Raw genomic sequence first — 12,911 nt, forward strand, 5'->3', positions numbered from 1 at the left:
TATAGAAATAATTTATTTATTTACGCGTTTTTATTTGGAATGTTATGATTATTTCTATACTTTTGCACTCACAAGATCGCGGGGTGGAGCAGTGGTAGCTCGCCAGGCTCATAACCTGGAGGTCATCGGTTCGAATCCGGTCTCCGCAACTAAAAGAAAAGCAATCTCATTTGAGGTTGCTTTTTTGTTTTATATATTGATTTTGGAATATTTTACAATGCTTGCAAATGTATAATCAGAGAAACCAAGCATTGAAGAATGCAAGAAACATCCAGTCATCATTCGATAGAAATCTAATACTTTGAAATTTTTGTTTTTCTTCTCAATAAATTATACAACTTCTCTGTTGAAAGTGATATTGTAGTCCAATTGCCAACGGAATTATATTTACATAGTTGAGTTGCACTCCCTGTACTAAATCCAATAGAAATATTACCTACATAGCAGGTCGCGAATTGTTCTGTATAAACAGGATTTGTTACAATATCGTAGATATAATAAAACACTGAATCTTTCTCTTGTTCTGTTATGTCAAAATATTCTTGTCCTCTATTTATAGGCTCATATTCGATGACAGATTCATTGATTCTTACCTCTTTAAGGTCACATGTATCTCGAACTCCATAATTCTCATATTTATCAATAACTATTACCTGATTTTGAGATTCAATTCTAAGAGTTTTCCAACATATAGATTTTTTTTCTCTATTCCCTATCATTGATTGATCTTGATTTTTTTTACAAGATATTAGTATAAAAATAAGCATAAAGATAGATGGCAACAATACAGTTCTCATATCATATTATTTATATCATATAGAGTCTCAATCTGGAATAATTCCATAACAATCACCCTCAATTCCCAAACAAATCACTTTTATAGTCTAACAAAGCATTCAATAAGAAACAGAAAGGACTAAGACTTTTCATAATAACTGGCATAAAAACAAAAAAGGAAGCTAAAAAGCTTCCTTTATATTTTGTTATCCTGATAATTCTAATTAAGCAGGATGAATTGCTTCAGTTGGACAAGCATCAGCACAAGTACCACAGTCAGTACATGCATCTGGATCAATTTTGTAGATGTCTCCCTCTGATATTGCATTTACCGGACATTCATCGATGCAAGTACCGCAAGCAATACAATCTTCATTAATAACGTAAGCCATGATTTTTGTTTTTTAATATTATTACTAACTTTGATTTGGCAAATATAATGAGTTTTTTCTGTATCTAAAATAGATAGGATTAGATATTATTAATATTTATATTGTTTATATCTATTTATCAAAGACTCGATCAATATTATTTACCTGGCAATAAACTCATTATGAATAGTTTTTGTTTTGCATCAATAAAATCAAGAACTTGTTATTTTTACGCTTTCTAGATTAAATCATGCTATTTGCAATAACTAACAGCAAATTACGTTATTAGAAATAAATACTGAATTTTGAAACAACATAAATTAATACTATTATACTTATCTCTTATTGTCCTGTTTGGTATTAATATACAGGCACAGACTCGTAAACCGCAAAACCTGCCTTTTGCAGATCAAAAGATGTATCATTTGGGTTTCATGGTTGGATTCCAAGCACAAGACCTAATTATATCACATTCGGGCTATGTGGGAGATAATGGTGAAGCTTGGTTTACGGAAATACCGTCCTATTCGGTAGGGTTTAGTGTAGGTATGATAGCCGACAGATATTTGAATCAATATTTCAATCTGCGGGCCACACCTTCTCTACATTTCGGGGAAAGGCGTTTTGTTTTTAAAGAGCAAACCTCCGGCATAGAATACGAATCAGCCTTGAGGAGTAATTATTTAACGTTACCTCTTTATCTCAAGTTTAGCCCCGATCGTACAGGGAATTTCAGACCTTACCTGCTTGCTGGAGCATACGCAGCTTTAAATATCGGACAAAAGAAGAATGATATCCTTCGCTTTAAGTCTATGGACTATGGTTTGGAGTTTGGCGTTGGGTGCAATTTGTACCTACCGTTATTCAAACTATGCCCTGAACTAAAATTTTCGTTCGGACTGGCTGATGTCGTTAATAAAGACAGGTCAGATTTGTCTGATAAAGATTTAATTAAATATACCCAAGCGATTTCATCGGGAAAAACACGAATGATATCACTTGTATTTAACTTTGAATAATAGAGCGATCTTTTTTGATCATAATCGCTATACCTATCTTCTATATAGAAGATTCTTTGGAAATGAACACTACTGAAAAAAAGACCATCGGAAAGATGATTTACTTGTACTGTAAAGATAAACACGGTACAAGCCATGCCTTATGCTCGTCTTGCGCCGAACTGAATAATTACGCACAAAGAAAGTTAACGAAATGCATATTTGGTGAGGATAAACCTACATGCCAAAACTGTAAAGTTCATTGCTATAGTTCGGAAATGAGAGAAAGAATAAAAGAAATCATGAAGTACTCGGGTCCACGAATGCTACTTCGCAATCCTATTTTAGCAACTAAGCATTTGATCAAAGGATTGAGATCTCCTAAGAAAGCTTATCCAAAAAAACACGATTCGTACAGCTCAAAAGATAATAATCTAAAATAGTCATCGCCGCCATAGCCTCAACAATTGGTACTGCACGAGGTAGAACACAAGCGTCGTGACGTCCACGAGCCTTAAGGTCTGTACTATCTCCATCTTTATTTACAGTCTCCTGATGCATCAAAATTGTTGCCACAGGTTTGAAAGCTACACGAAAATAAATATCTTGTCCGTTTGATATTCCACCTTGTATACCGCCCGAATGGTTTGTCTTGGTTCCTATCTTACCATTATCGTTATAGAATACATCATTGACCTCCGATCCTCTGTGATTGACATCAAATCCATCGCCGTATTCAAACCCTTTCACCGCATTTATGCCAAGCATAGCATTCCCTAAAGCGGCATGTAACTTATTAAATACAGGCTCTCCTAATCCTACAGGAGCACCCTTTATAACGCACGAAATAACGCCGCCAATAGTATCTCCTTTCGACTTAACCTCTTCGATAAGTTCTATCATCAACTGCGCTTTCTCCGGATCGGGACAACGTACAGGTGTAGATTCTATAAGTGACAGATCATAATCCTTGTATAGTTTTTCGAGCTTTATATGTCCTACTTGCGAAGTATAAGCCAATATTTCCACTCCTAATTGTTTCAACGCAAGCTTAGCTAATGCCCCGCCTACACAACGAGCAATAGTTTCGCGGGCCGACGACCTGCCTCCTCCACGGTGATCACGTATACCATACTTCTGAGAATATGTATAGTCTGCATGAGAAGGACGATAAATATCTTTCAGGTTGTCGTAATCTGACGAATGCTGGTTATTATTTCGAATAAGAAATCCTATCGGTACTCCGGTTGTTTTACCATCATATATACCCGACAAGAACTCTACTTCATCTGCTTCTTTGCGAGGAGTCGTTATCTTAGATTGTCCCGGGCGACGGCGATTTAGTTCATTTTGTATAAACTCCATATCTACGGTTATCCCTGCCGGGCAACCATCAATAACTCCACCGATACCAGCACCATGAGACTCTCCATAAGAAGTAAGTCTGAATATATTTCCAAAAGTATTCATCGATAATCTTAAATATGATAATAATACAAAATTACATGAAATAATTTAATAATCGAGCAGATATATTAAAAGAGGGCAATTTCCCTTTTCTAAAATGAAAGAAGAAACACCCTCTTATTTTCTATATATTGAAGATAGTTTTCTTAGTTTTCTTTATTCTCATCCATCCTCAACACCTTTTTGTCTTCGTTCAGATAACAATTGACTGTATCATTGATATTATATATCCTATAACTGTTGTCATAAGACCATGTACCCTGAATGTATACCCGCAATAAGTAAGCCTCATCAGGTTTCTGACGTTTTTCTTTGGCTATTTTTTCGTACGATATCGGCTTAAAGTATTCCACTTTGGTTATAGTCCCATTATCTGCATCCCTGTACCTCATATGCTGCCTTACAGCATCACCCATTTTCTCCAGATTGTTTTGATAACTCAAATTACAAGAAGTCAATCCGATAGACAATAATAAAAAGAATATGTACTTTTTCATATTTTTCAGATTTTGTTATTCAAAATTACAGAAACCGAATATCAGAAACAAATAAAAAGCAAAAGTTATTTGCCAAAAAGAAGCAGGAACTGTCTTTTTATCATTTTTTTGTTACTAAATTAGCGATTCAAATGTATTCCAATTTAAGGGTTGCCTGAAATGAGCAAAAAAGGTTCGGAGAAATTTTCGCTAAAAAAGCGTTCTAAATCGGCTTTATATGCACTAAACGGTTTGAGAGTATTATTTTTGGAAGAGCATAATTCCCGTATACATATAGCTATTGTAATAGTTGTAGTTACGGCTGGATTTCTTTTGAAAATATCAAATACAGAATGGCTTGTTATATGTATTCTGATAGCGTTAGTTTTTAGCCTAGAGATAATAAATTCTGCCATCGAGAATATATGTGATTATATATCACCTCAGTGGAGCGAAGTTATAAAAAAAGTAAAAGACCTTGCCGCAGCTGCAGTTTTTGTATCGTCTGTAATATCTGTCATCTGCGGAGCTATTATTTTCTTACCCAAATTGTATAATTTATTTACATAAATTTCAAATACCAATAAATAGTTTCATTCAGTTAACGTTCTTAAAATGAAAAAATTAATTTACTTATTACTACCCTCTCTACTTTTCATATCATCCTGTAAAACAAAACCTTTAGAGCTGAATGTTATGACATTCAATATTCGTTTGGATGTTCCCAGCGACAGTCTTAACAGCTGGCAATACAGAAAAGACAATGCCGCTGAAATGGTTCGGATGAATGATGTTGATATACTCGGCATGCAAGAAGTTTTATTGAACCAGATGAACGACCTAAAAGAACGCCTGCCGCAATACACAGCAATAGGTGTAGGACGTGAAGATGGTGCAGACAAAGGAGAATTCAGCCCTATTTTCTATAAAAAAGATAGATTCTCGGCTATAGAGTCCGGCACATTCTGGGTAAGCGAAACTCCAGAATTAGCAGGTTCTAAGGGTTGGGATGCATCATACATACGTGTGGCAACATGGGCCATCCTAAAAGAAAAAGCTACGGGTAAAGAAATATTTGCTATTAATACACACCTTGATAACGATGGGTCGATTGCCCGCAAAGAAGGCGGGAACTTACTATTAAAGAAAGCTGAAGAGCTGGGAAAAGGTCTGCCGATAGTACTTACAGGAGACTTTAATGATACTCCGCAATCGGAAGCGATTAAAAATATTACAGATGCATCAAAGACCAATCACTTGTTAGACAGTAAAACGATTGCTCTAAAAACATCAGGTACAGACTGGACATTCCATAACTTTGGCAGACTAGCTGAAAGCGAACGTCCTCTAATTGATTATATATTTGTAAGTAAACAAATAAAGGTACAAGATTATGCAGTCTTGCCCGACACCTTAAACGGAACTTTCGTCTCCGATCATAAGGCGGTACTTTCTAAACTAATTATAGAATAACACTTTAAACATTAATAATATGAGGAAGTCTTTTATTTTTATCGCTTTACTAGCCATAGCCGGACTTGTCAAAGCACAAACAATGGAAAAACTACCTATCGATCCGCAGGTTAGATATGGGAAGTTAGAAAACGGACTTACATACTATATCCGTCATAACGCCTACCCTGAGAAACGAGCTAACTTTTATATCGCTCAGAAGGTAGGTTCTATGCAGGAAGAAGACAATCAGGCAGGATTAGCCCACTTTCTTGAACACATGGCTTTCAACGGGTCAAAAAACTTTCCGGGGAAAAAGACTATGTTAAACTATCTGGAGTCAATCGGAGTTAAATTTGGGGCAAATGTAAATGCATACACCTCATTTGACGAAACTGTATACAATCTGGATGATGTTCCCGTAGTACGTGATGCCATCATTGATTCATGCTTGATGGTATTGCACGACTGGTCTGGATTTATCGCTCTGAAAGATGAGCAAATTGATGAAGAAAGACTTGTTATAAAAGAAGAATGGCGTACCCGTAGCGGCGCTCAATACCGTATATGGGATAAGCAGCTACCTGTTATTTTCGAAGGAAGTAAATATGCCGACCGTATGCCGATTGGTAAAATGGAAATTGTAGAAAATTTCCCTTATCAGACATTACGCGATTACTACCACAAATGGTATCGTCCCGATTTGCAGGGTATTGTTATCGTTGGAGACATCAATGTAGATGAAGTAGAGGCTAAGATAAAAGCCATGTGGTCTGATATTCCTAAACCGGTAAATCCGGCAGAAAGAGTTTACTTCCCTGTTCCGGATAATGATAAACCAATTGTATCTGTTATTACCGACCCCGAGGCTGTAAGAACTCAAGTTACTCTGTATATTAAGCACGATGTAATACCTGCTGAGACAAAACAAACTCAGGAAGGTCTGATTATTAGCTTCATAAAAAGCCTTGCTTCGAATATGCTATCAGATCGCTTAGAGGAAATATCTCAAAAAGGAGATGCTCCCTTTGCAGCATCCTACGCATACGATGGAGAGTTCTTTGTATCAAAAACAAAAGATGCATGGACCACTATTGCGCTAAGTAAGGAAGGAAAAGTTGATGAGACTTTAGCGAGTCTTATAAGAGAAAACGAACGTATCAAAAGGTTCGGATATACCGATGCCGAAGTAGAAAGAGCAAAGGCTACCTTATTGGAACAATACGAAAATATGTATAACAACAGAAATAAAGAGCTTAACAACAGATACGTTCAAGAATATGTAAGAAGCTTTACTAGCGATGAGGGCATACCGGGTATAGAATACGAATATGATTTCGTTAAGAAGTTTGCTCCATTTATAAATGCTCAGGCAATAAACGCTGTTGTAAAACAATTGATTGCAGATAAGAATATTGTGATTACCGTAACAGGCCCTGAAAAAGAAGGACTTGTATATCCTACAACAGAAGAATTGTTGAATGTATTTAAGAAAGTAGAAGCCGAAAATATTACAGCATACCAAGAAGCCGTATCCAACGAACCTCTTGTAAGCCAATTACCAAAACCGGGATCTATCGTCAAGACTGAAGCTGACAACACCCTAGGGACTACCATATGGACACTATCGAACGGCATGAAAGTAGTTATTAAAAAAACGGACTTTAAAGATGACGAGATACTAATGTCTGCTCATGCTTATGGAGGAACTTCTATAATTCCTGACGCTGATATCTATAATGCAAATATGGCTTCAATGGTTCCATCGGTAGGCGGTATTGGCAATTTCAGCTCTACAGATCTAAAGAAAGTATTGGCAGGTAAATCTGCCAATGTAAACAATAGTATATCGGCTTATACACAAGGGTTCAATGGATCTTCAAACATGAAGGATTTGGAAACAATGCTTCAGTTGACTTATCTATATTTTACCGCTCCACGTAAAGACGAAGGCGCATACTCCAACATTATGGATTTGATCAAAAATCAGCTGAAGAACTTAACTTCCGAACCTTCGTTCATCTTGAATATCAACAAAACAAAAGCAATGTATGGAGACAACCCTCGCATGCAAGTTATGTTGTTAGAAGATGCAGAAAAGTTGAACTACGATCGTATTATTGAGATATACAAAGAAATATATGCAAATCCGGGTTCATTTGTTTTCAACTTTGTGGGTACAGTAGACGAAGCTATTCTGAAACCTTTGGTAGAGCAATACCTTGCTTCACTACCATCAGGAAACAAAGATGCTAAATATAAAAATGTAGATTCAAATATACGTAAAGGACAGGTTGAAAATGTTTTCGAACAAGAAATGAAAACACCAAAAACATCTGCATTCGAAATGTATAGTGGAACACTGAACTATGAGCAAAAAAATCAAATTGCACTATCTGCACTTAAACAAATATTGGATATTGTATATGTACGTACAGTAAGAGAAGAAGCCGGCGGCACGTATGGCGTTGGGGTACGCTCTTGGATCTCTCGCATTCCGGTAGGTCAGAGTGTATTGCAGATGTCTTTTGATACTGATCCCGAAAGAGTAGCATCAATAACTCCTATTATCAGCCGCGAAATAAATAAGATAGCAGAAAATGGTCCGGAAGATGCTGACTTCCTAAAAGTAAAAGAATATATGGTAAAGAAATTCCAAGAGGATGAAAAACAAAACGGCTATTGGGTTGGCATATTAGGTTCCAAATATTTCTACGGAGAAGATAATCATTCAAATTATCTAACTCTTGTGAACTCCCTTTCCAAAAATGATATCAAAGCTTTAACTAAACAATTGGTATCTCAAGGGAATCATATAGAGGTAATCATGAATCCCAAAAAATAAAAGCTGACTTTTAAAATTCACTTCAAAATAAAGAAAGCCGCCTGAAAATATCAGGCGGCTTTCTTATTTATATCTTCAATATCTAAATTACTGTCAATATCTGTAATTCATTATTGCACTCTATGAAAATCAGAATTTATTTCAATAGATTTTCAATTTTGTCTACTAAAACAGATTTCTGTGCTGCACCAACTTGTTTATCAACCACTTCACCATTTTTAATAAAAAGTATAGTAGGGATATTACGAATACCATACTTAGAGGTAATCTCGTCATTGTTATCCACATCTACCTTACCAATGGTTACTTTACCGGCATATTCACCGGCCAATTCTTCAACAATTGGGCCAACCATACGACATGGGCCACACCACTCTGCCCAAAAATCAATAACGACAGGCTTGTCCGATTTTAGAACATCCTCAAAACTTGCATCTGTAATTTCTAAAGCCATAATTTTTATCTATTTGTTTATGTATTTTATATATTAAGTCTATTTTATTTTTTCCTGTGCAAAGGTAAATAATCTATTTTAGATATAAAAATTTCAATTTACCTTAAAGACAAAACTTTCATTTTCTATCAGATAATCAATAAGTTCCTGTTTTACATTTATTTTATAGCTTCGTGAGAACAAGTCTACTTTCATATTTCGCTCTCCGTCTACTACTTCAAAATATAACAATGAATTACCCGGATTGTTTTTAGTTAAAGTTGATAATTCTTCTACCATCTGGGTATTCATGTCATGCAGGGGCAATGTAATGGTTATCTTTTCCACCAAAGTATCTTTTATGTCCGGCAACAAATGAATTGAGTTAATCTTAAGCTCCATCTGATTTGCATCATACTTACGCCCTTGCACACGCCCCCTTACAAATACATATAAACCGGGACGGCCATATTTACTAAAATTGATATAATCATCGCCAAAAAGAGGTATCTCTCCACTACCTGTAAAATCCTCTATACGCAATATCATATAGGGCTTCCCATTTTTAGTGATACCCTCACGCATACCACTGACCATCCCCCCAAAAGTAACTTCTTTGTTTTTTAACGCATCTTTATCCTCTATTTCAGACATACCTACATTACATACATAATTTAGGATAATCTTGTATTCATCAAGGGGATGGGCTGATAAGTAGATACCGATCAGCTCCCGCTCTTTATTCAAACGTTCCAGATCTGACCATTTCTCAACCTTAGGAATTTCGGGACGTGCAATATCAAACGAAGCATCGTCTCCAAACAGGGAGTTTGCAGCTTGATTTTTATCTATCTGAAACTTATTCCCGTAACGAATAAGCATATCTATAAATGTCTCGCCTTTACCATTCATTCCAAAGAATTGTTCTCGCGTCATTCCCTGAAAGTTATCAAAAGCTCCGGCCAAAGCTAAAGATTCTATATTCTTCTTATTACATGCACTAAGATTCACACGCTCTACAAAATCAAAAATATCTTTGAACGGACCATTATTTCTTCTTTCTTCTATGATATTCATTACAGCCCCCTCTCCTACACCTTTAACGGCTGCTAGACCAAAGCGAATATCTCCTTCTTTGTTCACCGAAAACTTAAGATAAGACTCATTCACATCAGGTCCAAAAACATTCAAGTTCATGGCTTTGCATTCGTCCATAAACTTGGTTATTTCCGTAATATTGGATAAGTTCCGAGAGAGAACCGCAGCCATATATTCGGATGGATAGTTTGCTTTCAACCAAGCCGTTTGATATGCAACCCAAGAATAACATGTCGCATGAGACTTATTAAATGCATACGAAGCAAATTTCTCCCAGTCGGCCCATATCTTTTCCAGTGTCTTCTTTTGATGCCCGTTCTTTGTTCCTCCGGCAATGAACTTCTCCTTTAGGGCATTCATCTTATCTATAAGCTTTTTACCCATGGCTTTACGTAGCTCATCGGATTGTCCACGTGTAAAATCTGCCAATAGACGAGAAAGTAACATGACCTGTTCCTGATATACTGTAATACCATACGTATCATTCAGATAACGCTCCATTATCGGAATATCATAACTGATTTCTTCCTTTCCATGCTTTCGGGCAATAAATGATGGGATGTAATCCATCGGCCCCGGTCGATAAAGAGCATTCATCGCAATCAGGTCTTCAAACTTAGATGGCTGTAACTCTTTCAGGTATTTCTGCATGCCGGCAGACTCGAACTGGAATGTACCTGTTGTTTTTCCCTGACTGTAGAGTTCATATGTTACAGGATCTTCCAACGATATACTGTCTATATCGATATCTTTACCTGTTGTATGTTTGATATTTTCAATTGCTTCTTTTATAATCGAAAGAGTTTTTAACCCCAAGAAGTCCATTTTGATAAGTCCTGTTTCTTCAATAACAGTACCTTCATACTGAGTAACCAAGATATTTTCGCCGGTCTCCTTATCCTCGGCCGTACTAACGGGTACAATATCTGAGATAGCCTGCTGTCCGATGATGATACCACAGGCATGCACACCTGTATTGCGAACATTACCCTCAAGCATCTGCGCATATTTTATAGTATCACGCATTATCGGATCATAGCTATTTGCAGCTTCTTTTAGCTCGGGAACATATTCAATCGCATCACGCAGTGTGACTTTTTTCTTATCGGGAATACGATCAGGAACAAACTTTGCAAGACGATTAGATTCAGACAAAGGCAGTTTTTGTACTCGAGCAACGTCTTTGATAGCCGACTTAGTCGCCATAGTTCCATACGTGATAATATGCGCCACACGTTCTTGTCCATATTTATCTGTTACCCACTTCAATACTTTGCCTCGCCCATCATCATCGAAGTCGATATCTATATCGGGCATTGATATACGGTCGGGATTCAAGAAACGCTCAAACAGGAGATCATATTTAATAGGGTCTATATCCGTTATGCCTAAACAATAAGCTACCGCCGAACCCGCAGCCGATCCACGTCCGGGGCCTACAGCAACTCCCATACTACGTGCTGCTGTAATAAAGTCCTGAACAATGAGGAAGTATCCGGGGAATCCCATGGTTTTCATCGTATTCAATTCAAAATCGAGCCGTTCTACAATCTCCTGATTGCGATCTTTTCCGTATCGTTTATCTGCTCCTATGATTGTAAGGTGTCGCAGATAGTCTGACTCCAATTTTATACGAATAACCTTATCATACCCTCCCAAACGGTGATATGCTTTTTCTCCAAATTCGAGAATAAGGTCTTCTTCGGAATACATTATTTTATACCCTTCTTCAGTTCCAAAGGAAGCATCGATCGTAAAGAAAGGCATCAATGCATCAGAGTCTATGGAATAGAATTCAACTTTATCCGCAATTTCAAGTGTATTGGTCAATACTTCAGGATGATCTGCAAAGATTTGATTCATCTCTGCTGTTGTTTTCAACCATTCCTGTTTTGTATATCTCATCCGTTTAGGATCGTCAAAATCTTTCCCGGTACTCAAACAGATTAGTCGATCGTGCGCATCGGCATCTTCCTCATCGACAAAGTGAACATCATTTGTTGCGATCACCTTAACCCCATACTTTTCACCGATACGAAGCAGTTCTTTATTTACCTTTTCCTGTAAAGGATATGCTTCAGCATTTGCGTCGGGACGGTTTGTTTTATGTCTCTGCAACTCGAGATAATAATCTTCACCAAAGAGATTTTTAAACCACTGAACGGTTTTTTCAGCCTCTTCTATATCATCAGCCATAATCTTTTTAGATACTTCACCTCCAAGACATGCTGTAGAGATAATAAGTCCTTCATGATATTTCTCGAGCAATTCTTTATCAATACGAGGACGCATATAATAGCCTTCTGTCCATCCGTACGAAATCATTTTGATAAGATTTTTATACCCGGTCAGATTTTTGGCAAGAACCACCAAGTGCCAACCACTCATATCCGGTTTACCTTCCTTCAGATGTCTGCTTCGACGTGCAACATAACATTCGCAACCTATAATAGGTTTAAACTTTTTAGCCTCTTGTTCCTTTATTTTGGTTTTTAAATCTCCTATCTGAATCGAGTTGTCTGATTCTTTATCTGCCTCTAATTTCTTTATCTCAGTTTTTAATTCCTTAATAGCAGCATCATATTTCGAATTTTTCTTTTTTACGTAATTGAAAAACTCTTTTATCCCAAACATTGCGCCATGATCAGTCAATGCAATGGCTTTCATTCCATCACCAACCGCTTTATCCACTAGCTTTTGAATACTAGCCTGACCATCAAGCAGTGAATATTGGGAGTGAACATGTAAGTGTACAAAATTATTCATATCTCAATCTTTGCTTTTTCACAATTTGTAAAGTTACTATAAATAGCCTGCCTTTACCACAAAAATACGCATCAGTTTTCAACAAATAATATCCGTTAGGTTTTATGCCCTTGTAGTCACCGAGATATAGACATGCAGGTTGTCAGTTATAAAACCAGAGCATTCACAAAACGCCATAAACAACTAATAATAAATATTTTAAAACACACAATACAATAATTAAAAACA

11 protein-coding genes and 1 tRNA gene are annotated in these 12,911 nt (G+C 36.7%); 6 read left to right on the top strand and 6 right to left on the bottom strand.

The genetic code is table 11. From position 1 onward, the window contains the following. The first annotated feature begins 77 nt into the window (after window positions 1-77). Window positions 78-149, top strand: a tRNA-Met gene (locus HMPREF9456_RS07075). Between the two features lie 144 nt (window positions 150-293). Here the strand turns inward: HMPREF9456_RS07075 and HMPREF9456_RS07080 are convergent. Together HMPREF9456_RS07080 and HMPREF9456_RS07085 are read right to left on the bottom strand one after the other, a co-directional pair. After that, a complete protein-coding gene (locus tag HMPREF9456_RS07080; RefSeq protein ID WP_006842811.1) occupies window positions 294-797 on the bottom strand; it encodes a hypothetical protein in 504 nt (167 codons plus the stop codon). A 204-nt stretch (window positions 798-1,001) separates the two neighbouring features. Further along, the gene (locus HMPREF9456_RS07085; protein ID WP_006842812.1) at window positions 1,002-1,169 is read right to left on the bottom strand and encodes a DUF362 domain-containing protein; all 168 of its coding nucleotides are present in this window, start codon (window positions 1,167-1,169) and stop codon (window positions 1,002-1,004) included. A gap of 284 nt (window positions 1,170-1,453) precedes the next feature. Between HMPREF9456_RS07085 and porT the strand changes: the two genes are divergently transcribed. Both porT and HMPREF9456_RS17050 read left to right on the top strand, forming a co-directional pair. After that, window positions 1,454-2,167 (top strand): type IX secretion/gliding motility protein PorT/SprT, encoded by a 714-nt coding sequence (gene porT / locus HMPREF9456_RS07090; protein ID WP_006842813.1) that lies wholly within the window; start codon window positions 1,454-1,456, stop codon window positions 2,165-2,167. Between the two features lie 62 nt (window positions 2,168-2,229). Next, a complete protein-coding gene (locus HMPREF9456_RS17050) occupies window positions 2,230-2,589 on the top strand; it encodes a nitrous oxide-stimulated promoter family protein (RefSeq protein WP_081462089.1) in 360 nt (119 codons plus the stop codon). Here HMPREF9456_RS17050 and aroC read toward each other — a convergent pair. Further along, window positions 2,528-3,616 (bottom strand): chorismate synthase, encoded by a 1,089-nt coding sequence (aroC, locus tag HMPREF9456_RS07095; RefSeq protein WP_006842815.1) that lies wholly within the window; start codon window positions 3,614-3,616, stop codon window positions 2,528-2,530. The two genes, HMPREF9456_RS17050 and aroC, sit on opposite strands and share 62 nt — an antisense overlap. A 143-nt stretch (window positions 3,617-3,759) precedes the next feature. Continuing rightward, a complete protein-coding gene (locus tag HMPREF9456_RS07100; RefSeq protein ID WP_006842816.1) occupies window positions 3,760-4,110 on the bottom strand; it encodes a hypothetical protein in 351 nt (116 codons plus the stop codon). Window positions 4,111-4,269: 159 nt separating this feature from the next. Between HMPREF9456_RS07100 and HMPREF9456_RS07105 the strand changes: the two genes are divergently transcribed. Genes HMPREF9456_RS07105 through HMPREF9456_RS07115 form a run of 3 tightly spaced genes read left to right on the top strand, consistent with a single transcriptional unit; the run spans window position 4,270 to window position 8,386 of the window. After that, window positions 4,270-4,659 carry a diacylglycerol kinase family protein gene (locus tag HMPREF9456_RS07105; RefSeq protein ID WP_006842817.1) on the top strand — a complete coding sequence of 130 codons (390 nt, stop codon included), beginning with the start codon at window positions 4,270-4,272 and terminating at the stop codon, window positions 4,657-4,659. A gap of 45 nt (window positions 4,660-4,704) precedes the next feature. Beyond that, window positions 4,705-5,562 carry an endonuclease/exonuclease/phosphatase family protein gene (locus HMPREF9456_RS07110; protein ID WP_006842818.1) on the top strand — a complete coding sequence of 286 codons (858 nt, stop codon included), beginning with the start codon at window positions 4,705-4,707 and terminating at the stop codon, window positions 5,560-5,562. Window positions 5,563-5,581: 19 nt separating this feature from the next. Then, window positions 5,582-8,386 (top strand): M16 family metallopeptidase, encoded by a 2,805-nt coding sequence (locus tag HMPREF9456_RS07115; protein WP_006842819.1) that lies wholly within the window; start codon window positions 5,582-5,584, stop codon window positions 8,384-8,386. Window positions 8,387-8,522: 136 nt separating this feature from the next. Here the strand turns inward: HMPREF9456_RS07115 and trxA are convergent, their stop codons facing one another. Both trxA and dnaE read right to left on the bottom strand, forming a co-directional pair. Further along, window positions 8,523-8,840 carry a thioredoxin gene (trxA, locus tag HMPREF9456_RS07120; RefSeq protein ID WP_006842820.1) on the bottom strand — a complete coding sequence of 106 codons (318 nt, stop codon included), beginning with the start codon at window positions 8,838-8,840 and terminating at the stop codon, window positions 8,523-8,525. 93 nt (window positions 8,841-8,933) lie between these two features. After that, entirely contained in the window at window positions 8,934-12,683 is a 3,750-nt protein-coding gene (dnaE, locus tag HMPREF9456_RS07125; protein WP_006842821.1) for a DNA polymerase III subunit alpha, read from the bottom strand. Window positions 12,684-12,911: the final 228 nt, after the last annotated feature.

Source organism: Dysgonomonas mossii DSM 22836, from assembly GCF_000213575.1.
GTDB lineage: Bacteria > Bacteroidota > Bacteroidia > Bacteroidales > Dysgonomonadaceae > Dysgonomonas > Dysgonomonas mossii.

Excerpts from the sequence above, each read along its gene's own strand:
- trxA (WP_006842820.1), bottom strand. The coding sequence starts at position 8,840 with ATGGCTTTAGAAATTACAGATGCAAGTTTTGAGGATGTTCTAAAATCG.
- HMPREF9456_RS17050 (WP_081462089.1), top strand. The coding sequence starts at position 2,230 with ATGAACACTACTGAAAAAAAGACCATCGGAAAGATGATTTACTTGTAC.
- HMPREF9456_RS07080 (WP_006842811.1), bottom strand. The coding sequence starts at position 797 with ATGAGAACTGTATTGTTGCCATCTATCTTTATGCTTATTTTTATACTA.
- HMPREF9456_RS07100 (WP_006842816.1), bottom strand. The coding sequence starts at position 4,110 with ATGAAAAAGTACATATTCTTTTTATTATTGTCTATCGGATTGACTTCT.
- HMPREF9456_RS07105 (WP_006842817.1), top strand. The coding sequence starts at position 4,270 with ATGAGCAAAAAAGGTTCGGAGAAATTTTCGCTAAAAAAGCGTTCTAAA.
- HMPREF9456_RS07115 (WP_006842819.1), top strand. The coding sequence starts at position 5,582 with ATGAGGAAGTCTTTTATTTTTATCGCTTTACTAGCCATAGCCGGACTT.
- HMPREF9456_RS07110 (WP_006842818.1), top strand. The coding sequence starts at position 4,705 with ATGAAAAAATTAATTTACTTATTACTACCCTCTCTACTTTTCATATCA.
- dnaE (WP_006842821.1), bottom strand. The coding sequence starts at position 12,683 with ATGAATAATTTTGTACACTTACATGTTCACTCCCAATATTCACTGCTT.
- aroC (WP_006842815.1), bottom strand. The coding sequence starts at position 3,616 with ATGAATACTTTTGGAAATATATTCAGACTTACTTCTTATGGAGAGTCT.
- HMPREF9456_RS07085 (WP_006842812.1), bottom strand. The coding sequence starts at position 1,169 with ATGGCTTACGTTATTAATGAAGATTGTATTGCTTGCGGTACTTGCATC.